At 40.6% G+C, this 23,925-nt stretch carries 17 protein-coding genes and 1 pseudogene; 14 read left to right on the top strand and 4 right to left on the bottom strand.

Annotated elements, in window-relative coordinates; all coding sequences use genetic code 11:
• Nucleotides 1–148 precede the first annotated feature (148 nt).
• Both BMX21_RS17370 and BMX21_RS17365 read left to right on the top strand, forming a co-directional pair.
• Entirely contained in the window at nt 149–1,894 is a 1,746-nt protein-coding gene (locus tag BMX21_RS17370) for a type 2 periplasmic-binding domain-containing protein (RefSeq protein WP_022754792.1), read from the top strand.
• A 238-nt stretch (nt 1,895–2,132) separates the two neighbouring features.
• Entirely contained in the window at nt 2,133–3,233 is a 1,101-nt protein-coding gene (locus tag BMX21_RS17365; protein ID WP_143057286.1) for an SGNH/GDSL hydrolase family protein, read from the top strand.
• A 214-nt stretch (nt 3,234–3,447) separates the two neighbouring features.
• On the opposite strand, the gene BMX21_RS17360 is transcribed toward BMX21_RS17365, so the two are convergent.
• Both BMX21_RS17360 and BMX21_RS17355 read right to left on the bottom strand, forming a co-directional pair.
• A complete protein-coding gene (locus tag BMX21_RS17360; RefSeq protein ID WP_092046310.1) occupies nt 3,448–5,091 on the bottom strand; it encodes a hypothetical protein in 1,644 nt (547 codons plus the stop codon).
• A 599-nt stretch (nt 5,092–5,690) separates the two neighbouring features.
• Nucleotides 5,691–6,542 (bottom strand): AraC family transcriptional regulator, encoded by an 852-nt coding sequence (locus BMX21_RS17355; protein ID WP_177174101.1) that lies wholly within the window; start codon nt 6,540–6,542, stop codon nt 5,691–5,693.
• 128 nt (nt 6,543–6,670) lie between these two features.
• On the opposite strand from BMX21_RS17355, the gene BMX21_RS17350 reads away from it, so the two are divergent.
• The 8 genes from BMX21_RS17350 to BMX21_RS17315 all read left to right on the top strand — a co-directional run bounded on the left by BMX21_RS17350 (nt 6,671) and on the right by BMX21_RS17315 (nt 16,660).
• Nucleotides 6,671–8,020 (top strand): ABC transporter substrate-binding protein, encoded by a 1,350-nt coding sequence (locus BMX21_RS17350; RefSeq protein ID WP_092046305.1) that lies wholly within the window; start codon nt 6,671–6,673, stop codon nt 8,018–8,020.
• A 315-nt stretch (nt 8,021–8,335) separates the two neighbouring features.
• Nucleotides 8,336–9,226, top strand: a complete 891-nt coding sequence (locus tag BMX21_RS17345) for a carbohydrate ABC transporter permease (protein ID WP_022754788.1) — start codon at nt 8,336–8,338, stop codon at nt 9,224–9,226.
• A 148-nt stretch (nt 9,227–9,374) separates the two neighbouring features.
• Entirely contained in the window at nt 9,375–10,217 is an 843-nt protein-coding gene (locus BMX21_RS17340) for a carbohydrate ABC transporter permease (protein WP_022757765.1), read from the top strand.
• A 98-nt stretch (nt 10,218–10,315) separates the two neighbouring features.
• Nucleotides 10,316–12,622, top strand: a complete 2,307-nt coding sequence (locus BMX21_RS17335; protein ID WP_092046302.1) for an alpha-galactosidase — start codon at nt 10,316–10,318, stop codon at nt 12,620–12,622.
• A gap of 216 nt (nt 12,623–12,838) precedes the next feature.
• A complete protein-coding gene (locus tag BMX21_RS17330; protein ID WP_022754785.1) occupies nt 12,839–13,336 on the top strand; it encodes a pyridoxamine 5'-phosphate oxidase family protein in 498 nt (165 codons plus the stop codon).
• A gap of 105 nt (nt 13,337–13,441) precedes the next feature.
• Nucleotides 13,442–14,638 carry an N-acetylglucosamine-6-phosphate deacetylase gene (gene nagA / locus BMX21_RS17325; protein ID WP_092046300.1) on the top strand — a complete coding sequence of 399 codons (1,197 nt, stop codon included), beginning with the start codon at nt 13,442–13,444 and terminating at the stop codon, nt 14,636–14,638.
• 44 nt (nt 14,639–14,682) lie between these two features.
• Nucleotides 14,683–15,711, top strand: a complete 1,029-nt coding sequence (locus BMX21_RS17320; RefSeq protein ID WP_092046297.1) for an SDR family oxidoreductase — start codon at nt 14,683–14,685, stop codon at nt 15,709–15,711.
• Between the two features lie 316 nt (nt 15,712–16,027).
• A complete protein-coding gene (locus tag BMX21_RS17315; protein WP_092046294.1) occupies nt 16,028–16,660 on the top strand; it encodes a TFIIB-type zinc ribbon-containing protein in 633 nt (210 codons plus the stop codon).
• Nucleotides 16,661–16,810: 150 nt separating this feature from the next.
• Here the strand turns inward: BMX21_RS17315 and BMX21_RS17310 are convergent, their stop codons facing one another.
• Nucleotides 16,811–18,028: an iron-containing alcohol dehydrogenase gene (locus BMX21_RS17310; RefSeq protein ID WP_027203602.1), complete on the bottom strand. Its 1,218-nt coding sequence runs from the start codon at nt 18,026–18,028 to the stop codon at nt 16,811–16,813.
• A 223-nt stretch (nt 18,029–18,251) separates the two neighbouring features.
• On the opposite strand from BMX21_RS17310, the gene BMX21_RS17305 reads away from it, so the two are divergent.
• The 4 genes from BMX21_RS17305 (at nt 18,252) to BMX21_RS17290 (ending at nt 23,620) form a co-directional block, all read left to right on the top strand.
• Nucleotides 18,252–19,151 carry a hypothetical protein gene (locus tag BMX21_RS17305; protein ID WP_092046291.1) on the top strand — a complete coding sequence of 300 codons (900 nt, stop codon included), beginning with the start codon at nt 18,252–18,254 and terminating at the stop codon, nt 19,149–19,151.
• 433 nt (nt 19,152–19,584) lie between these two features.
• Entirely contained in the window at nt 19,585–20,745 is a 1,161-nt protein-coding gene (locus tag BMX21_RS17300) for a substrate-binding domain-containing protein (RefSeq protein WP_092046288.1), read from the top strand.
• Nucleotides 20,746–20,885: 140 nt separating this feature from the next.
• On the top strand, nt 20,886–22,430 hold the full coding sequence (gene mmsA, locus BMX21_RS17295; protein WP_242952956.1) for a multiple monosaccharide ABC transporter ATP-binding protein: 1,545 nt from the start codon (nt 20,886–20,888) through the stop codon (nt 22,428–22,430).
• On the top strand, nt 22,427–23,620 hold the full coding sequence (locus BMX21_RS17290; RefSeq protein ID WP_092046285.1) for an ABC transporter permease subunit: 1,194 nt from the start codon (nt 22,427–22,429) through the stop codon (nt 23,618–23,620). The genes mmsA and BMX21_RS17290 overlap by 4 nt, the downstream gene beginning before the upstream one ends.
• Before the next feature lie 129 nt (nt 23,621–23,749).
• Here BMX21_RS17290 and BMX21_RS20100 read toward each other — a convergent pair.
• Nucleotides 23,750–23,925: pseudogene (locus BMX21_RS20100) on the bottom strand (ISNCY family transposase); the annotation flags it as partial.

The raw sequence follows: 23,925 nt of genomic DNA, 5'->3' as shown, positions 1-23,925 counted from the left end.
ACTGGATTTGATAAGAAAGTGATTTTATAAAAAATGTGATCGATGAGTTTTATAAGAACAGTTTTTAAAGACTATAGATAACGATGATTAAATGTAACTTAGTTAATAACTGTGCGAAACTTGCGCAGAATTTATAAAGGAGGGTTATATGAAAAACAGCTTTAAGAAAAAAGTACTTGCTACAGGTCTGACAGCCGCAATGACAGTTGCTGCTATTACCGGATGCAGTAAGGGAGCAGAAGGCGGGGCAGGCAGCCAGCAGCAGGGAGCAGGTGCCGGCGCCGGAGATCACTCTGAAGAGATGACATTTGAAGTCTACGATGTTGCAGCTAACTACCAGGGAGAGCAGACAGGATGGTTTGGATGGGTATTAAAAGACCGTCTTAACATCAAACTCAACATCATCGCTCCTCAGGTATCAGGTGATGCTTCTCAGCTCTATCAGACAAGAGCAGCATCAGGTAACCTTGGTGATATCGTCCTTTTGGACAATGCCGACATGCAGGATTGTATCAACTCAGGTCTTGTAATGGATATAGGTGATGAGATCTGGAACTATCCAAACCTTTCCAAGTACAAAGAGCAGATTGAGGCATTCAATGCTAATCTTGAAGGCGCAAGTGATGGAAGCGTATTCGCAATTCCGCTTGAGATGAACTCCAATGGACCTACAGATTATGTAGAGAATTCAGTAAGCTCTATGCCTCGTGTAAGATGGGACTACTATGTAGAAGCAGGCTCACCTGAGCTAAAGACAACAGATGATCTTATCGATCTTCTTAAGACTATCCAGGAGAACCACCCTACTAACGATGATGGCGACAAGGCATACGCTATCACAATGTGGCCTGACTGGGACGGAACAAGTATTGAGAACGTTAATCAGCTCACAAAGTGGTATGGCGAAGAAGTTAACGGATCAGTTCTTATCTCCGGAGATAATACAATAAGACCTCTTACAGATAAGGAAGGTGCTTATTATAAGATGCTCAAGTTCTTCTATAAGGCTCAGGCTGCAGGTATCGTAGATCCTGACTCAGCTACACAGGACTGGAATTCAGCTTGTGACAAGATGCGTGCATCAAGAGTTTACCTTACATGGAACAACTGGATGCAGGGATTCACAAACACACCTGCTAACGGCGAAGCAAGAAAGAACTTCACACCTATTCCGATCTCTGATATGAATGTATTCCAGACATCAGATTCTTACTATGGTGATGGTCGTGTAATCGGTATCGGATCGGGCGTAACACCTGAAGAGAAGACAAGAATTCTTGAGTTCCTTGACTGGTACTGCTCACCTGATGGACTTCAGACACAGCACGTTGGTATCAAGGACGTTATGTACACAGTTAATGCTGATGGCAAGTATGAGCTTACAGAAGATGGTCTTAACAGATTCACAGCTGATGTTCAGATTCCTGAAGAGTACGGCGGCGGAACATTCACAGATGGTAACAACAACATCAACCAGTGGATCGTTGCAGGTATCGAGACCAACCCTGAAACAGGCGAGACATACTCATCTGATTACTGGGCAAGCTATGTTGAGCTTAATACAACAGCTACAACTAAGGAATGGGAAGAAAGATTTGGAGCTAAAGACGAAGTTGACTACTTAAAGACTAATGATAAGGCAGATTTCGTTCCATGGATCAACATGTCACTTCCTTCTGATGATACAGATGTTGCACTTGCAAGAAGCCAGTGCGGCAAAGAGATCTGTGATGCATCCTGGAGAATGGTATGGGCTACAAGCGAAGAAGAGTTCGACCAGATGTGGGATGAGATGGTTACAACACTTAATGGTCTTGGATGGGAGTCAGTAGTTGCATTTGATACAGAGAAATATCAGGCAGTTGTAGATGCTCGTATCGCAGCTATGAAATAATCAAAAAAGAACTTTGGGGAGTATTAGTATACCAATAGTATGATCGTAAGGACTATAACTTTATAATCTTGTGATCATAATAAAAGCGGGTACCAAGAAATTGGTATCCGCTTATTTAAAAAATGACTATTTAAGATAGATGCTGAAATGTATATAGATCACAATGAAGTGATCAAGTCTTTGCACATAATAACACTATCAGTATCTATCTTAAGTAATCAGTAAACGAGGTTATGACATGTATAATATCGGAACTCTTCTAACACCAATATGGGATACCAGTATTGTATACAGAGAGACCTTTGCAATGCTGGGTGACGGAGATGTCTGCAAAGCTCCATTTCTATATAAGCCTGACAGGATCTTGAAGATAGAAAGTTATGATGGTCAGAATGTGTACGAACTTGGCAGAGACTGTTACCTTGACGCAGGTGAGATTCATATTACACCAGGCTCAAGTATTAATGCCATCGATAGCTCTTTTGCCATATTTAAGACAAGGCAGGAAGCGGACGAAGCCATGGAAGCTCAGGACAACAAATTCGAGTGCAGCCCTGTCATGACCAATGATGGAAGGTACCTAAACCTCGGAGCTATAGGAAGACCATCATATGTGACAGATCATCAGATAGCTATAACCTACAGAACAACAGCTCTTTGGGAAGGATATGTTCCAACCAATCAGATAGATGACCTTCCATATCTGAAAAAGAAGATCGAAAATAAAGAAAAGATAAACATAGTATTGTACGGAGACAGCATCTGCTGCGGATTTGATGCAAGCTCTATGTATGGTGAAAATCCCAATCAGCCCATATGGCCCAAGGTCCTTATAGACGGGCTTCGTGACAGCTATGACTATGACAATGACAAGGACGTAAGCCTTATCAATGTATCAGAAAGCGGCATGGATTCTGACTGGGCATATGACAATGTAAAAGAAAGAGTACTAGATCATAAACCTGATCTTGTGATCCTGGGATTTGGCATGAATGACAGAGTAGACGGACCTGAATATGCATCCAAGACCCTTAAGATCATAGACAAAATAAGAGACAGATTCCCAAAGTGCGAATTTGTCCTGATATCAACATCTCTTCCCAATCCTAATGTACATACTGCGCCTTATTATTTTGACTGCTATCATGATAGGTATGCAGATGCGCTTAGGAGTATAACATCAAGAGGTATAGTACTTGCTGACGTGCAGAGCGTTCACAAGGAGATACTAAAACATAAGCGCTTCATGGATGTTACAGGCAATATGCTCAATCACCCCAATGACTTCATATCTGCAATATATGCACAGGTTCTGTATGAGACGCTAAGGTTTAATTAGGCTTAACTTCACACCCTCCAAACATACGCCACCCATTACCAGTGCCTGCTCATTTATTTTCAATAAAAATGAGTAAGCACTAAATTTTCTCTAACACGTGTAAAGACCGGAGCTTTTCGCCCCGGTCTTTTGCGGCTTTTACTTTAGTATTTCAAGCTTTCCTGGTGATCATGCACCATACAAGTGGTAGTTTGAGTTGTTTCCTTTATGATTGTTATTCTACATATTGCTGCACGATGCAGGACAGCTCATTATCTACAACACTAATAGATACCAGCATATCTGATGAGAGATAATACTCTGTAGCATCTTCTGACCAGCCCGGGTAACTTTCAGGATCAAACTCTCTACCAATTATATAGTCTTCTTTGAGCTCGCCTGACTCATCGTTTAATACGAATTTAAGAAGGACTATAACGCAGTCTTCTTTGATACTGAAGGTTACATCCTTTGCGATCAGCTTTTTGACAGTGCCTTCTGTCATCAGTGATACTACCTTGTAGGATGACTCATAGTCTTCTTTTTGCAGAGCATAATAGAAGTCATCATCGCTTGATCGTACCAGGAATTTGTCAAAACGTGTTGTGCCAACAACGTCTTTTTTGAACTCATCATCTGTTCCGTATTCCAGCTCTTTGTTAACATCTTCAAAAGATACAACTGTAAATGCTGTACCATTGACAGAAGAAAGGATATCGCCTTCTACCGCGCCGTCTACAAACTCTTCTTTGATCTTCTCTTCGCGGTACAGATCACCAGTTAGAGAAGTCTTGTCATAGCTTGAAACCTGCATTAAAAGAGTGTTGTCTCCTTCGTAGTAGGTTGAAGCCTCAAAAGTTTCAGGATCAGCATTGTCAAGGAATGTAAGTGTAACTTCAGGATTTTCAAAAGGACTCTCACCTGAAAAAGTAAGAACCGGGAATGAAGCATTATCAAAACTAAAGGATGCAGCAGTATTATCATCAGCGGATGCTATATGGAATACAATATCAGAGCCTTTAAGCTCATAATCAAAAGGTGCTCCTGATAATCCGTCCGGAGTCTGCATGAAACCTGTAGTGTCAGATTCAAAGCCTATATAACAGGAGATGTTATATAAGTCATCACCTTCATAAGCAGCGTACACAGCTCCTTCAAGATTTGGAGTGTTATCTGAACTTACACCGGCACTTTCAAAACTAATAACTTCCGAATCCCAGTACAAACTGTCTAGTTCATCGTAAAGAGTAGAATCTGTTCCGATAGAGACATCTTCCCCCTCTATATAGTCATGATAAGCACCCTCTTCATCAGTTGTAAATTCTACATCTGATTCCCTGGTTATCACATACTTACCTGAAGCTTTGTCAATATGTGCGACCTGAACAGAATTCCTGTTACCTACAATAAGCTCATTATCTGCAGTTACAGCAATAGGATAAGCAGTACCCCCGCTCTGAACAGTAGTAACCTTCTTAACAGAGCCACCTTCTTCTATATATATAGAAGCATCATAAGTAGCTATATGACCGTTAAGATCATCAAATGTATAACTCGTGACAAGAAGAGCATCCTCTCCCTCACATATAGGAGCATAAGCATATGACTGCCCTGCATGTAGCGAAGCTATAAACTCATCGAAAGATGCCGGAAGAGATGCGTCATTAGCTGATGCATCAGCATCTGTACTTGTATTACCATTTGCAGAGTTATCTGCAGAATTGGTGTTATTGGTGCTGCTATCAGTTCCTTCGCTTGATTCTGAGATAGCACTGTTTTGATCTGTTGTGGACTCATTTGCGGAATTGTTGCTACAGCCAGTAAGAACGCCTGTAGCTATAACTGTAGCCAAGAAGAAAGATATGACCTTAGATTTCATGTTTCCTCCTAATTAGATATTTTATATTCTGTAAATATACACAAAATCATACCATAGAAATTGTCTAAAAGCTACAAGTAATTAACGGAATATAGTCAACAGGAACAATATACAAAATATATACTTTTAATGAAATCCAAAATAATGCAGATGCTTATAGTAAAAAGACCATTCCACCTATTTGACTTAATATTGCTAATCTAAGATTTTGATCATTCACACTCCTATAGCGAAATTAAATACGATGTGCTCGCTAGAGCACATATACGAGAACTTACAATTCGGGGCTTTGACAAATATGCATAGCCCAGTGCGAGGACCCAGTTGGAGATGGTTTATAAAGTATTTTCGCGTTTTTTGAAGGAGTTATAAAATTCAGGAGCGTGATAGATGTAACTTTATATTCCGCATAGGGGCCGCATGTCTGAGCGAAGCGAGTTTCGGCCCCTGGAATATAAAGTTACAGATATCATGCCCTGAATTATAACTCCTTCAATAACGCGAAAATACTTTATAAACCATCTCCGACTGGGCCCTCGCACTAGGCTATGCATATTTGTCAAAGCCCCGAAGGCAAAGCCTACCTATATGAACAACTGTTACCCCGCATTCTCACGATATGCCGTGGGCGTAAGACCCATCTTTTTCTTGAAGGCCTTGGAGAAAGTGTAGATGTCAGAGTATCCGACAGCGAATGCGATATAGGACACCGTATTATCCGAGTTTCTTAGCATATTTGCAGCCTCCTTGATACGATAAGTCATAAGGAAGTCCTGGATCGTCGACCCCGTAGCATCATGGAACAGCCTTGACAGATAGCTCCTGTTAAGACCGCATGCCCTTGATATATCCTCAACCCGAAGCTGCTCAGAGTATTTTAGATGTATATATTTGATAACTGTATGCACATATTGAAGCTGCAGACTCTCAGAACTCTCATCATCTTTTAAAGAAAATTCACTAAAGTAATCCAATAATTCGTATAGTTTTGATATACATATAAATTCCCTTGTAAAATTTGCAAAAATGTTATTAAATATATTATAGAAGTTCTCTTTTGTACTATTTCCACGATCGCAGAGAGTAAATACAGGGTTATTTTCGTCGATACCCGCATCTTTTAATACTTCTATAACCCTCGATCCCCCGATATGCAGCCATTTGTAAGTCCATGGATCTTCCTTGTCAGCTATATAATAGGCGCTGACACCGGCAGGAATGAAGAATATCTGGTCCTTGTGAACATTGTAGGTAGTATTATCAATTGTAAGTTTTCCTCTACCGGAAGTAACCAGATGGATGATTCCACGCGGCCTTATAATAGGTCCGTAAGAGTATTCCGGTTCACATACATAGTCACCGATTTCGTATAGACGTACGTCCGAACTTGAATCAAAATCAACGAATGCACAGAAATCAAAACCGACACCTTCTGACTTATTTCTTATCATGTCCACCTCACAAAATGACAAACTTAAATAACAAAATAACATTTTTGTTATTTTGATATAAGTCTAAACTTAAAATATCAAAGGCACAAGATACTAAAGTAAAGGGTTCAAAAAACGGAGGGAAGAAAATGAAAAAGAAAGTATTGTCACTACTTATGTGCACTGTATTGGCAGCTGGTGTTGTAGGCTGCAGTTCAGGCGGTTCAGGTACAACAGATGGCGGTAATGCTACGCAGACTTCTAATGACGGCTCTAAGACATATTCAACTGACAAAATCACAATAAACATATGGGATAGCAATCAGCAGCCGGGACTCCAGGAGATCGCTGATGACTGGACAGCTAAGTCCGGAGTTGCAGTATCTATAGAAGTTATCGACTGGGATAACTACTGGACACTTCTTGAAGCAGGTGCTTCAGGCGGAGATATGCCGGATGTATTCTGGATGCACTCCAATACAGCACAGATGTATATGGAGAATGGAATCCTTCTTGATCTTACAGACTATATAGCAGCAGACAGCGCTATAGTTAAAGACAATTATTATGAAGGTGTATGGGATCTTTATAATAGCGATGGCAAGCAGTATGCGCTTCCTAAGGATCATGACACTATAGCTCTTTTGTACAACAAGGCAATCTTTGAAGAGTATGGCGTAGATGTTCCTACAGATGACTGGACATGGGAAGATATGTATGAAGCAGCTAAGACTATCACAGAGAAGTCTAATGGTGACATCTATGGTCTTGCTCTTAACACATCCAACAACCAGGACGGCTGGTACAATCTTGTATATGATTACGGCGCACAGGTTATCACAGAAGATCACAAAGGCACAACAATCGGATCTGATCAGGGCAAAGAGGCTATGGAGATGGTCAGAAAGCTCCTTACAGTTGGCGCTCCTCAGTCAGTAGTTGCTGAGACAGGTACAGATTCACTCTTCCAGTCAGGTAAGGTTGGTATGATCACTCAGGGTTCATGGATGATCAACTCTTTCTACACAGCTGAGAATCACGCAGATTATGCATGGGCTATGCTTCCATATGCTGATACTAACGGCAACGGATCCTGCGATTCAGGTGAGAGATATTCCTGCTACAACGGACTTGGATGGGCTGCTAATGCTGGTGTGTCAGATCCTCAGGCTTGCTACGATCTTATCTCTTATTTCTGTTCAGAAGAAGGCCAGATCAAGCAGGCTAAGCTTGGCGTAACAATGGGCGGTATGAAGGGCGTATCAGAAGATTTTGCTAACGCTTTCGAAGGAATGGACGTATCTGCATTCACAAGAGCAGAGGAAGAGGGAGACCTTTACTTCCGTCCTTACACAAGAAAGACTCCTGTATGGGAAGATGCACTTCAGCAGGCTGGCGGATTCCTTGATGCATGGCAGAATCCTGAAGATCCGGCTCTTATGTCTACAGCTTGTGATAACGCACAGAAGATAATCGAAGATGCTATCGCAGCAGAATAATGAATTATAAGCTATGTGCTTTGGCGAAGGGTACTTACTCGGATGCTGCATAGCTATAAGAAATCCTTTCTTATCTAATTTTGATCAAATGGTCTGCACATAGGCCGGGTGCTTTTTGTGCAGACCATTTCTAAAAAAATCCACAGAAAAAAGAATATTATTAGTATTTTGGTTTTACGTTTTCTTTAATGACATCTTTAATTATTATCTTTGTTTTTATATTTATTTTTTGATCATAATCAAAAATGGGAATGAATTTAGATTACGAATCAACCAGTGATTCATGTGTATATGAATTGTGTATAGGAGGGTTATATGGGAAAAAATAAAATGACTCCCTCGCAGAAACGACAGGCAATATGGGGATGGGCCTTTATCACGCCTACAATGCTGGGACTTATAATTCTTAACTTTTATCCGGCGATCAATACAGTATATCAGTCTTTTTGTAAAACAGGAGATTTTGGAAGAGGCAACATATTTGTCGGCATAGAGAACTATAAGAAAGTAATTGCAAATACAGAGACATGGCAGTCATTATGGAACACTGTCAAGTACATGATAGTAGAGGTTCCGCTTGGAATCGTGATCGCACTTGTTCTTGCAGTCCTTCTTCAGAAGAAACTGGCAGGCAAGACCCTGTTTAGAACTTTATATTTCCTTCCTATGGTGTGTGCACCTGCTGCAGTTGCCATGGTTTGGAAGTGGCTTTACAATCAGCAGTTCGGCCTTCTTAACAATGTATTTCATACCAATGTAGCATGGATATCCAATCCTGCGATAGCATGGATCAGTGTAGGTATCATCGGTGTATGGTCCATCATTGGCTACAACATGGTTTTATTTATAGCAGGTCTTCAGGAGATTCCCAAAGACTATTATGAAGCAGCAGAGATTGACGGCGCTTCGGGACTTAGACAGTTCTTCAGTATCACAGTACCGCTCCTTAGTCCTACGACATTTTTTATCGTACAGACCAGGATCATCGGAGCACTTACAGTATTCGATCTTATGTTCATGGTTATGGACAAGACCAATCAGGCTCTTAATAAGACACAGTCCATAGTATATCTTTTCTATACATATGCTTTTACAAACTCTAACAGAGGCTATGGCGCAACACTTGTAGTAGTACTTGTGGTCTTCATCATGATAGTAACTTTCTTCCTTCAGAAACTTGAGAAGAAGATGGTCTTCTATAACTAAGAATAATAGCTTCGGTTATGAAGCATTAGTTTGAAAATGATGACATTTTCAAAGTGGCTAATTCCAAATGACTAGTTTAATTGGTGCTGCGAGCTACGCCAATACAAGACTTTTAGCCACTTGTTTCACTCGCGACATGAGGTTGAATATGGATAGTTTAAGTAGAAATTACAGAATAAACAGATTCTTTACATATTTGGTTCTGACAATAATGGCAATTGTAATGCTTGTTCCCTTTGCATGGATGATCCTTACGGCGGTTAAGACCAATCAGGAAGCTATTTCGGTCAATCCTTTTTATATATTCCCACAGGTTGACTGGCATTGGGAGAATTTTGGAAAAGTATGGAAGAGTTATAACTTCATTACTCTTTATAAAAATACTATACTTTTCATATTTTTCAGAGTTGTGTGTGCATGTCTTACTGCAACAATGGCAGGATATGCATTTGGAAGACTTGAGTTTCCGGGCAAGAAGCTTATGTTCTCTCTGGTACTGATCCAGATGATGATCCCATCTCAGATATTCATCATCCCTCAGTATCTTATGGTTTCAAAGCTCCATTGGATGAACACAACTGCAGGACTTGTATTCCCCGGACTTGTAACAGCTTTTGGTACATACCTTCTTAAGACAAGCTATCAGGGTCTTCCAAGAGATCTTGAAGAGGCAGCGCAGATAGATGGATGCAATATAGGACAGACATTCCTTTTTATAATGCTGCCACTAACAAGGTCAGCAATGATATCTCTTGGTATTTTCACAGCACTTTTTGCTTTCAAGGATCTTATGTGGCCTATGATCGTATGTCCTAGTGCTGAGACTACAACACTTAGCGCAGGACTTGCCAAGATGCAGGGTCAGTATGGCAACGATTATCCTACCATGATGGCATCAGCAGTTCTTGCTATCGTACCTATGATTGTGATCTACATCATCTTCCAGAAGCAGTTTGTAGAAGGAATCGCAACATCAGGCGGTAAGCTGTGATCATTGAAAAATGATAAATATAAAAAGATATCACTTATCTTCGAGAACTGATCACTAATTTTTAATAGAAGTAATATTGTTTTTACGTGAGGGATGGCATGAGCATTATATTAGACAGGAGTAGTAAAGTATTCCATTTAAAAACTAAAAATACAGAGTATCAGATCAAGATAAACGAGTATGGCATGGTACTTCATACCTATTATGGGGCGCCTTTGGGAAATGCTGATATGTCTTATCTTATCAAAGAGATAGACAGAGGATTCTCCGGCAATAGCTATGAATGCAGAGACAGAAGAGGCTTATCGCCTGATACGCTTCCTTTTGAATATTCTACAGAAGGTGCAGGAGACTATAGGATAAATGCACTTGGAATAGAAGATTCTAAGGGCGCAAGGACAAGTGATCTAAGGTATAAATCACATACTATATATGATGGAATATATACAATTGATAATATGCCTTATGTCAGATCCTCATATGAAGGAACTTCAGAATATAAGACCATGAAGGAGGCTTCGCAGGATGATAGCTGCAAAGAGGCCGAATCTACACTTGTAATAGTCCTTGAAGATAAGATTTTAGGTATTGAAGTATCTCTTGTTTACAAAGTCTTTGAAGACAAAGATATTATAGTCAGAAGCACACGTATTACCAATACTTCATCTGATGAAGTGACTCTTACCAAGGCTCAGTCTATGTCCATAGACCTTCTTCACAAAAATATGGACTATATCCACTTCCATGGACGTCATGCCATGGAGAGACAGCCTGAAAGAAAGAGGCTTACTCACGATATTCAATCGATAAGATCAAAGCGCGGTGCCAGCAGTCATCATAACAATCCTTTCGTGATACTATGTGACAAGGATGCAACAGAAGACTACGGCGAATGCTACGGCTTCATGCTCATGTATTCCGGTAACCATCTTGAAGAGATAGAAGTAGATCAGGCAGGAACTGTAAGACTTACTGCAGGAATCGGATCAGATTATTTTAGATGGAAGCTACCTTGTGGTCAGTCGTTCCAGACACCGGAAGTTATCATGGCTTATTCAGACAAGGGACTTAATGATCTTAGCTTTTTGTATCACCAGATCATAAGAGAGAATGTATGCCCCAAAGAGTTTCGTGATATGAAGAGACCTGTCCTTATCAACAACTGGGAAGGTACATATTTTGATTTTGATGAAAAGAAAATCATGGAGATCCAGGATGCTGCAGCAGATCTTGGCTGCGAGATGTTTGTCCTTGACGATGGCTGGTTTGGTGCAAGAAATGATGATAATGCAGGACTTGGTGACTGGTATGTCAATACCAAAAAGCTCCCGGGATCTATCAAAGCTATCGCAGATCATGCCAATAGCCTTAATATGAAATTCGGCCTATGGTTTGAGCCTGAGATGGTCAATGAAGATTCTGATCTTTATAGAAATCATCCTGACTGGGCTATAACAGATGAAGGCAGAGATCCTGTAATGGGTCGCAATCAGCTGGTCCTTGATATGGGGAGGCGAGAAGTCGTAGACTACCTCTATGATATGATCTCGAAGATCCTTGACAGTGCCAATATTGAATATATCAAGTGGGACTTCAACAGATCTGTATGTAATGTATATTCCAGAGTACTTCCTGCTGACAGGCAGGGCGAAGCTTCCCACAGATTCATGCTTGGAACTTATGATCTTATGAACAGACTTCGCTCACATTATCCCAATGTCATGATAGAAGGATGTTCAGGAGGTGGCGGAAGATTTGATGCAGGTATCATGTTCTATTCGCCTCAGATATGGTGCTCTGATAACTCGGAAGCCATAGACAGACTTAGCATCCAGAAGGGCACATCTTACGGATATCCTGTCAGCACTATGGGAGCACATGTATCTGCATCTCCCAATCACCAGAACGGAAGACAGACCTCTATTATTACAAGAGGTATAGTCGCAATGTCAGGAACCTTTGGATATGAGCTGGATCCAAGGAAACTCTCAGAATCAGACAAGGATATCATAAGGCAGCAGATAAGGGATTTTAACAGGTTCTACTTCCTGATCCAGAAAGGCAGATACTTTAGACTGACAGACAATGAGACAGAGGAGTATTTTGTCTCATGGGAGTTTGTATCTGATAGTAAGGATGAAGCTCTTATAAGCCTTGTAATGAAAGATGTGCATGCTAACCCTGTGATCCCTCATATTAAACTAAGAGGTCTTGATGCGGATGCTGTATACAAGGTTGATTATTGCAGATCTTCAGTAGAGGATACACCTGAAGACGTAGGTATCAGGAGATCCAAACTTGAGGATCTGACATTTACAGGAGCAGCACTTATGAATGCAGGATTTGCTTTTGATCCTATGTACGGAGTATATCCATCTGTGCAGTTGCATTTTACCAAAGCTTGAAACAATAATACATAACTTAATATAACTTGTGATTCATTCCCATAATCCTATACACAAGTAAAAGAGTACCCGTGGTTCCCATAGCCCGGGTATTCTTTTTTTCATAATAATAGATAACCAAAAAGAGCGTATAATAAAAAGTGGCAGGATTTTGATAGTTTTAAAGAAGAAAGTGGCTTTTCTTCAATATATTATTAAAAGGGGGATTTACAGACTATGGACTATGATATGGCAGCATCTTTTTGGGAAAGAAAGACATCAGAATTCCCAATGGAAGAATCGGAGCTTAGAGGCGCAGTTGATGCCTTTATAGGAAGGCATAAGATATGCGCATTGGCTACAGGTAGCGGCGATTTTGTTCGCAACACTCCGATAGAATACAACTACACTGGTGGCAAGTTCTGGTTTTTCTCAGAAGGAGGACTTAAATTCAAAGCTCTTAAGGATAACAAGAATGTATGTCTTGCAATATATGAAGAAAGTTCTGATTTTGGAAGTCTTCACGGCATGCAGATATACGGAGTGGCTCAGGTGGTGGAGCACTTTACAAGTGAATACAATAAACTCCTTGAATACAAGAAGATACCACTTGATGCTGTTAAGAAGATGGAGGAGCCTATCAATCTTATCAAGGTAGTGCCCAAAGAGATCGACTTTCTGAATTCAGATTTTAAGAAAAACGGTTTTGACTCAAGGCAGCATCTAAGCCTTTGATAATACCAATGTTCCTAAAAAGGCTATAACAATGGGTATAAGGACTATAATGCAGGCAGGTATCGTATTGCTTATAGCAAGCGGCAAGGACAAGGCTGAGGTCAGATGAAAATTATTAATGGATCTGTATATACAGAAGATTATAGATTTAGTCCAAAGGATATCTGTATCAAAGGAGAATATTTTGACGGAATAACAGATCGGCAAAAAGCGGGTGACAAGACATCGGACACAGATTCTTTAGATGATGATATTATAGTAGATGCCAAGTCAGACTACGTAATCCCGGGACTTATTGATGTTCATGTACATGGATGCCACAACAGCGATTTCTGCGATGCAAGCTATGAATCCATAAGCGATTTCTTAAGCTATGAAGCATCTGTTGGCGTCACATCCATATGTCCTACTACCATGACGGTTCCTGAAGATAAGCTTTTAAATGTAGCAAGAGTAACAGGAGATTATTTTAACAAGATAGTAGAAGATGAAGATGCGATCAAAGCTCATAAGAAGGAAGCTTCTTTTCTGGGTATTAACATGGAAGGGCCTTTTATATCTCCTGAGAAAAAAGGCTCCCAGGAACTATCCGATATAAAGCTTCCGGATGTGTCTCTGGTAAGAAAGATGCAGGATCTGTCCGGCGGTAAGATCTGCATGGTAGATATCGCTCCTGAAAGAGATGGTGCTATGGATTTTATCAAAGAGTTAAAAGATGAAGTAGTCATATCCATAGCTCATACAGCTTCTGACTATGACACAGCAGTTAAAGCCATGGAACTTGGAGCTCTTCATGTAACTCACCTGTACAACGCCATGAGCCCTTATCATCACAGAGATCCGGGAGTTGTGGGCGCTGTAATTGATAATAAAGAGTGCTATGCAGAGCTTATAACAGATGGTATCCATCATCACAGTACAGTTGACCGCTCGACTTTCACACTGCTTGGAGATGAGAGAGTTGTTATTATAAGTGATAGTATGCGTGCTGTCGGCATGCCGGATGGAGAGTATGAGTTTGGAGGCCACAAGGTATATGTTAAGGGCAGAAGAGCAACACTATCTGACGGTACTATAGCTGCCAGCGTTTCTAATCTGTATGAATGCATGATAACCTGTATAAAAGATATCAAGGTTCCTATAGAGAGCGCAGTCAGGGCTGCGACTATCAATGCTGCAAGATCTGTTCGTATGGACAGGATGTATGGAAGTATCACTAAAGGCAAATATGCAGATGCCCTGATCATAGATAAGGATACACTTGAACTTAAAAAAGTAATATTAAGGGGAAATGTACTGTAAAGCTCATAGAGGATCATTCATAAGAATATGATGAAGGAGGCACAATGAAGGCACTTTTTATTGGAGGTACAGGAACTATAAGTACTGCTATAGTCAGAAGACTTGCAGAAGATACAAATTGGGAAGTTTACCTTTTGAATCGAGGTAACAGAAGTGGAGTTGTTCCTGAAGGAGTTCATCAGATAATAGCGGATATTAACGATGAAGAGGCTGTATCTGATGCTATTAAGAATCTGTATTTTGACAGTGTGTGCGAGTTTATTGGTTTTACCAAAAATCAGGTTGAAAGGGATTACCGCCTTTTTAAAGATAAGACAAGGCAGTATATCTATACAAGCTCAGCATCTGCTTATCACAAGCCGGCGGCAAGTTATGTGATAACAGAAGGTACAACTCTTGCTAATCCCCATTGGGAGTATTCGAGGAATAAGATTGCCTGCGAAGAGTTTCTTATGGACAAGTACAGAAATGAGGGATTCCCTGTTACAATAGTGCGTCCGAGCCATACTTATGACGAAAGAAATATCCCTGTTGGTGTTCACGGAAGTAAGGGGTCTTGGCAGGTTATTAAGCGTATGATGGAAGGTAAGCCTGTTATCATACATGGCGACGGTACATCTCTTTGGGCGCTTACTTTCAACAAGGACTTTGCGACTGGGTATACAGCACTTATGGGCAACAGACATGCAATCGGAGAAGCTTTCCAGATAACAGGAGATGAGATTCTTACATGGAATCAGATATACCAGACAATAGCAGATGCTCTTGGGGTTAAGCTAAATGCTTATCACGTATCATCTTATTTCCTGGCACAAGCTGGCGCTAAGAAAGGATACGACTTTGAAGGCGGCCTTATCGGAGACAAGGCTGTATCTGTAGTCTTTGATAACACTAAGCTGAAAAGGCTTGCGCCTACTATGACTACGACGATTCCTTTCCATGAAGGAGTCAGGATAGCTCTTGATTATATACAATCTCATCCTGAAGAGTGTCAAAGAGATGATCCTGAATTCGATGCATGGTGTGATAATGTTATAGCTGCACTTGAAAAAGCAAAGCAAAGCATCGGGTGAATTGTTCATCACCGGAAAATAATGTTCATACTTCGAAACTTGATAGGTGCAATATCCTTAAAGACTCTGCCGGAATGGATGCTGCACCTTTTTTAGTGTAAAGATTTAGTGAGATTCTTATAGTTGTGCAATTATAAGAATGCATTCTGTCGCATATTTAAAACAATCTGTCAGATGGGTATTGCATTTAGGTTAAAATGTATTACTATTTAGTAATGCAAGTGTCAAAAGAACTTTTTGTGACCAATTTGGGTTTGAAAGTGGAACACTTTCAAACTTATGATCAAAAAATAAATTTGTTTAAGAGGTAAACGTGATGGATTATTTTGGAAAGTTTTGCTTATTATTTGGCGGCTTTTGGTTGCTGATTTCTGTGGCAGTATTAGTTCCTTTAGCAATAACCTTAGGTGGATCTGATCCTGATTCAATGTTATTTATAGCGCTTTTTATGCTCCTGTTTTTTACTATAGGAGGAGTCTTTTTTGGAATTGGACTGAAGCAACTGTTTAAAAGAAATAAGATCCTAAAAAATGGAACAGCATATTATGCTAAAATCGTTGCATATGAAGAAGATAGCAGGATATTGGTAAATGGACGTCCACTTACTAATATTGTGGTGAGATATTATGACAAAAGCGGTAGAATGAATAATGCTACTGTAAGCCCTAACGGAAGTGTAAAAGGTGGATTCCCTCTTGGAGGAACAGTTGAGATTGTCGAATACGAGGGAGAAACAATTCTTAAGAGCAAGAAAGCAGTCAATATGAAAATTCAAGGTGAAGAGAACCTTATGATGTCATATAACGGCGGAGCAGTATCTGTTGATCAGATCCGTCCGGAGAGTTATTACTGTCCTCACTGCGGCGCTAATCTTATGATCCCAAGAGGACAGACAGTAAAGTGCCCTTATTGCGACAGCTTCGTAACCAATACAAGGCAGTTTGCATGAGCGATTTATAGCTATCTCGAAGCAAAATGACTTTTGATCAATAGGCCATTTACGTTAGTTATCTTTTTAAAAAGTAATATCTGTAATGAAAATGAACAGCCTCTATACGTTTAATTCCTAACGTATAGAGGCTGTAATTGTTATCGTAAATCAGAAATCAACTTCTGTATCGTAGTAGCAGCACTTAAGGAGCTTCTCCATCTCTTCCTGAGAAGGCTGGCGAGGATTGGATCCTGTGCAGGCATCAAGGATAGCATTAGCTGCTATGTCATGGAGCCTGTCAAGGAATACATCTTCAGGAACAAAGCCTTGCTCTGCATAATAGCTGTCTGCGCCGTAGTTCTTGATGCAGTGAGGGATCTTGAGATCATCATTCATCTTGCGAAGATAAGCGATAAGGAGCTTAACTTTCTCTTCATCGCTTGATCCGCCGAGGTTCATTACATCAGCGATCTTGCCGTATCTCTTTAAAGCTACAGGGTCTTTTGCGTTAAATGCAATAACCTTAGGAAGATACATAGCATTGGCAGCGCCGTGGATGATGTGAGCACCATGATCTGCAAATGCTGCACCTGTCTTGTGAGCCATAGAGTGAACTATACCAAGAAGAGCATTAGAGAATGCCATACCTGCAAGACACTGAGCGTTGTGCATAGCATCACGCTTGTCCATATCTCCATTGTAAGATCCTACAAGATTAGCCTGGATCATCTCTATTGCATGAAGAGCAAGAGGATCTGTATAGTCACAGTTAGCGGTAGATACATAAGCTTCGATAGCATGTGTGATAGCGTCCATACCTGTATGGGCTACGAGCTTCTGAGGCATTGTATGAGCAAGCTCAGGATCTACGATAGCAACATCAGGAGTGATCTCGAAGTCAGCTATAGGATACTTGATACCCTTCTTATAGTCTGTGATGATGGAGAATGCTGTAACCTCTGTAGCAGTACCGGATGTAGATGATATAGCACAGAATTTAGCCTTGGTACGAAGCTTTGGAAGACCGAATACCTTGCACATATCTTCGAAGGTAGTATCAGGATACTCGTACTTGATCCACATAGCTTTGGCAGCATCTATTGGTGAACCGCCGCCTATAGCAACGATCCAGTCAGGACCGAACTTCTGCATAGCTTCAGCACCCTTCATAACAGTATCAACGGACGGATCGGGCTCGATACCTTCAAAAAGTTCTACTTCCATGCCGGCTTCTTTGAGATAGGATACAACCTTATCAAGGAAACCGAACTTCTTCATGGATCCGCCACCTACGCATACGATGGCCTTTTTGCCTTCGAAGGTCTTGAGGGCTTCAAGAGCGCCTTTTCCGTGATATACGTCTCTGGGTAAAGTAAAACGTGCCATAAAATCTCCTCCTAGTTATTTTTATAGTTTTTGTTATTGAATTAACAATGTAACACATATATTTTATCATAAAATAATAATATATGATGTTAATTTATTGTAAATTATGTATAAAAGACAGACTTTGTCAGATAATTGTTTTTTGACGTAATATCGAATATGCCTTATGATTAATATACGGTCTTCGTAGTTGGCAACATGTACAGGCACGAGGAGGTTATATATGATAAGAATAACTGAAACTATCAAAAAGAGTATCGTAATTTTAGTATCATCGGCGATCATATTATTAGCTCTGTGGAGCGGGTCTTATATTACATCTTATGCTAATGGCACTGCTGAAAATGTCCTTGGCTCTCTAACAACTTATGCTGCGAACAAAGATTATGGCAAGGCAGCAGAATACCTACATGATATTTATAAAGATAAAAGTATATACAGTCTTGGAGTATCATCCGGCCTTCCTGTAATTAAAGATAACGGAGACGGAACAGGATGCGGACTGTATCAGGGAGTTGACTCATTCCCTGATGGCAATCCCTCCATATATTTCTATTACGGAGGTATGGCTGGAGGCTTAAGGACAGGAGAAGGAGTTATATTATGCTGGTCCTGGAATGATGAAGGAGAAGCTACCGGATATTACACCTTCGAAGGAACCTTTGCAGATGATCTTCCAAACGGATCCGGAACAGCAACTGAAGTAGTATATGGATTGTATACTAATATTACAACAGGTACATATACAAACGGCCTTGAAAATGGCATCATGGTAGAATCTCAGATCAAAGAAGTACTTGAAGAGTTCGAATACAGAGACCTGGCCTATACTTCTATAGAAGGTGTGAGGCAGGACAATACCGGAGATGTTGCTGCGCATATATACGAGCAGATAACAGCCTATGGCCTTCAGGACTACATAACCGTAGAAGAGATAGAGACTGATATCAGGAATTGGGCATATCTTCAGGGTGGTTATGTATATATGTACGATCCCAATTATACCAATGTATGTAATCATGGATTTGGTTTTGATGAAGATGACGGACCCTTCTGTAATTATGAGTGGTGCGTATGGACTACGGATGGGTCTTTAAACGGCGTAAGGCATCTGGCATCATGATTGGTTTAGTCCTACTTGAATAGTGCAGTATAATCAAAGGATTTTCAGGAACGGGTAGTATATAGGTCAGTGCCATGATTTTTGATTGTTTTATCAAGTTCATGGTACGATATCCGGACATTTTCATTTATGTTTGCAACATGCAATATGACGTCATAGGAGGATTTTTATATAAAAATCCTATTCATAATAACGAAAAACATTCTGGAATCAATGATTTTGGAATGTTTTTTATTGCATCTTAACTATGTTTTCCCATATTAATCTAAAAATTGTATCCAAATTGTAAAAGAATTTTGAAGAAAGATAGAAGAATTTTCAATTTTTTTTAGATTAACGGTTTATTATAATTCATTTATCACAAAGAGGGAGGGTCACCCCGGCCAATCGGCAGGTGATCATCTGAAATTTATTTTTAAATGGAGGGTAAATTATGAAGAAACAGTTACTCAAACAGGCACTGAGCCTTGGTATGGCTGCAGCACTTCTTGTTGGTTGCTCAGGTGGATCAACCGGTGGGGATACAACAGGATCCGGAACTGATACAGGTACTGAGAATCAGACACAGCAGACTGATGGCGGATCAGATACTGGTGCAGCAGATGCCGGCGATATCACTGTTGGCGTATCAATGCCTACTAAGGATCTCCAGAGATGGAATCAGGATGGCGCTAACATGCAGGCAGAACTTGAAGCTGCAGGCTACAAGGTAGACCTTCAGTATGCTTCAAACGATGTTCAGCAGCAGCTTTCTCAGGTTGAGAACATGATCAACAATCAGGTTGACGTTCTCGTTATCGCTGCTATTGAAGGCTCTTCACTTGGTGAAGCTCTTGATATGGCTAAGACAGCAGGTATTCCTGTTATCGCTTATGACCGTCTTCTTATGAACTCAGATGCAGTATCTTACTATGCTACATTCGATAACTACATGGTAGGAACAGTTCAGGGTCAGTACATCATCGATGAGCTTGATCTTGACAATGCTGAAGGACCATTCAACCTTGAGATTACAGCAGGTGATCCTGGTGATAACAACGCTATGTTCTTCTATAACGGTGCTATGGATCTTCTCAAACCTTACATTGAGTCCGGCAAGCTTGTAATTCAGTCCGGCCAGCAGGAATTCGAAGATGTTGCTACAGCAGTATGGGCTACAGAGACAGCTCAGTCAAGAGCAGAGAACATTCTTTCATCCTACTATGCAGATGGAACCAATGTTGATGTATGGCTTTGCTCTAACGACTCTACAGCACTTGGTGTTGAGAACGCTCTTGCAGCTAACTACAACGGCGAATATCCTATCGTAACAGGTCAGGACTGTGATATTGAGAATACCAAGAACATGATTGCAGATCCGCCAAAGCAGTCAATGTCAGTATTCAAGGATACATGTACACTTGCTTCTCGGGTTGTTAAGATGGTTACTCAGATCGTTAACGGCGAGACAGTTGATGTTAATGATACAGATACATACAACAATGGTGTGATCACAGTTCCTTCATACCTTTGCGAGCCTGTATTTGCAGATGCATCTAACTACAAAGAGCTTCTTATTGATTCCGGATATTACACAGAGGATCAGCTTAAGTAATTAAGTCATAATCTCGGAGTGAGCGGTTTCTGAGAGATCGTTCACTCCGTTTTTTGAATAATGGATTTTTACAGATTCATTATGTTGTTGGTGCCCCGGGCACGTTTCAGAGTAGGTAAAAAGGGAGAGTAAAAAGTGCTATGACATTATTGGAAATGAAAAACATAACCAAGACCTTCCCCGGAGTCAAGGCGCTTGATAATGTAAATTTCAAGGTCGAAGAGGGCGAGATACATGCTCTTGTAGGCGAGAATGGTGCCGGCAAGTCCACACTTATGAATGTACTAAGTGGAGTATATCCATATGGCTCCTATGAAGGGGATATCATTTATGATGGTGAGGTCTGCCAGTTTGCAAAGATCAAGGATTCAGAGAAAAAAGGTATAGTTATAATACACCAGGAACTTGCTCTTGTGCCGGAGATGTCTATCGGTGAGAACATGTATCTTGGTAATGAAAAGGGTAGCAAATCAAGAATCAACTGGAATGAGACATATTCCGAAGCAGATAAATATCTTAAGATGGTAGGACTGTCAGAGTCTTCAAGAACACCTGTAAGAGCCCTTGGAACAGGTAAGCAGCAGCTCGTAGAGATTGCCAAAGCTCTTGCCAAGAAAGTAAGACTCCTTATTCTGGATGAGCCTACATCTTCACTAAATGAGACAGATTCTAAGGCACTTCTTGATCTTATGCTTGAGTTTAAGAAGCAGGGTATGACTATGATCATCATAACCCATAAGCTCAATGAAGTATCTTATGTTGCAGATAATATTACGGTCCTGAGAGATGGTGGAACAGTAGAGACAATCAGTAACCAAGGGAAGGAGCCTATCTCTGAAGACCGTATTATAAAGGGAATGGTAGGTCGTGAGATCACAGACAGATTCCCTAAGCGTCCCGATGTTAAGGTTGGTGACATAGAGCTTGAGGTTGATAACTGGAATGTATATCATCCTCTTTATCCTGAAAGAAAAGTTGTTGATAACGTATCACTGTATGCAAGAAAAGGCGAAGTTGTAGGCCTCTACGGACTTATGGGAGCCGGAAGAACAGAGCTTGCCATGAGTATCTTCGGTCAGTCCTACGGTATCAATATATCAGGACAGCTCAAGATTGATGGCAAGGAAGTACACATGAAGAAGAGTACAAGTGATGCCATCAAGCACAAAATCGCATATGTAACAGAAGACAGAAAGGGCAACGGACTTGTTCTGTCACAGTCTATCAAGGTTAATACAACTCTTGCGAATCTTGATAGCATATCAAGTAAATATGTTATTGATAAAGATAAGGAATATAACATAGCTGTTGATTACAAAGAAAGACTTAAGACCAAATGTCCTTCTGTAGAACAGAACGTTGGTAATCTTTCTGGTGGTAACCAGCAGAAGGTCCTTCTTGCAAAGTGGCTTTTTGCAGATCCTGATATCCTGATCCTTGATGAGCCTACAAGAGGTATCGACGTTGGTGCCAAGTATGAGATCTACTGCATCATCAACGATATGGTAAGAGAAGGTAAGACTGTCATTATGATTTCTTCAGAGCTTCCTGAAGTGCTGGGTATGAGTGACAGAATATATATTATGAATGAAGCAAAGATTGTCGGAGAGATGCCGGCAGCTGAGGCTACACAGGAGAACATAATGGCTGCAATTCTTAGGTCAGGGAAGGAGGCAACAGCATGAAAACAGGTGTCGTTTCTTCCTTTTTCCAGAAATATACAATGATCCTTGCGCTCATTGTAGTAGTTATATTCTTTGCAATTACAACAGACGGCAAGATCCTGTATGCACAGAATATCAATAACCTTATATCACAGAATGCATATGTATTCGTTCTTGCAACGGGTATGCTCATGTGTATCCTTACAGGTGGTAACATCGATCTTGCGGTTGGATCTGTAGTCTGCTTTGCAGGCGGCGTAGGTGCGGTAATGCTTAAGAGTGGCCTTAATGTATGGATCGCAGTACTTGCAATGCTTGTTATAGGTCTTCTTATCGGGTACTTCCAGGGATTTTGGATTGCCTGGATCAGTGTACCTCCCTTTATAGCAACACTTGCAGGAATGTACGCTTTCAGAGGTCTTTCCAATGTAGTACTTAACGGATATGCAGTTGCTATCAATGATAAGGTTTTCCTTAATGTATTCGGTGGCGGTGCTGATTGCTATGTTCCTGATTTTTTCAAGGTAGAGAGCGTATCACTTAATGTGACCTGTCTTATAGCAGGCGCTATTGTAGCACTTATTTATCTGGCTACAACAATAAGCGGAGTTATCAAGGAAAAGAAACTTGCTATCGCTTCAGAGAGCCCTGCGATCAAGCTTGTAAAGGCAGTTGTTATCTGTATTATCATTATGGTATTTGCATATATCCTTGCAAGCTATAAGGGTATTCCTTCAGGTCTTGTATGGATAGCTGCAGTAATGCTTATATACAACTATATACTTAACAACACTGCTATAGGTCGTTATCTGTATGCAGTAGGTGGTAATGAGAAGGCTACTGCACTTTCCGGTGTTAATACCAAGCTCGTATATTTTATTGCATATGCGAACATGGGATTCCTTGCAGGTCTTGCCGGTATCCTTACAGTAGCAAGAGCTTCATCAGCTCAGCCTACATATGGTCAGGGATATGAGATGGATGCTATTGCTGCCTGCTTCATAGGTGGCGCATCTGCTTATGGCGGAACAGGTAAGATATCCGGAGTATTCATAGGTGCGGCTCTTCTTGGCGTAATCAACCAGGGCATGAGTATCATGGGTGTAGACTCTAACTATCAGAGAGTAGTAAAGGGTATAGTACTCCTTCTGGCAGTTATGTTTGATATCATGTCCAAGAGAGAGAAGCTAGGTATTTGCGAAACTCATTAAAAGTTTAGATGTAACCTTAACAAAAGCATTCTGGAACGCTTTTGTTGAGGGCAAAGACGTGAACTGGGCTGATAAATCTTATCTTAGGCGCACTTGAATAAGGCTGATGCCTTATTAAGTTGGTAAGCCCTATGCTATGAGGGGCTTGAGGCTTCTGATGTATTCATGGTGATGAATTTTGTCAGCAAGTACTACAGATATAAGCTGAGTGATTCCTGCAAGTATCAGATCAGCATGCAGAGTCTTCTCATTTTGAGTGCGGCGTCCAGCCAAACAAAGATTATCCTTCATATGGTTGATATCGC

The organism is Butyrivibrio sp. TB, assembly GCF_900110805.1.
Taxonomy (GTDB): domain Bacteria; phylum Bacillota; class Clostridia; order Lachnospirales; family Lachnospiraceae; genus Butyrivibrio; species Butyrivibrio fibrisolvens_C.
Note: the sequence above shows the minus strand (reverse complement) of the source record. Positions and strands in the feature narration are given on the sequence as shown.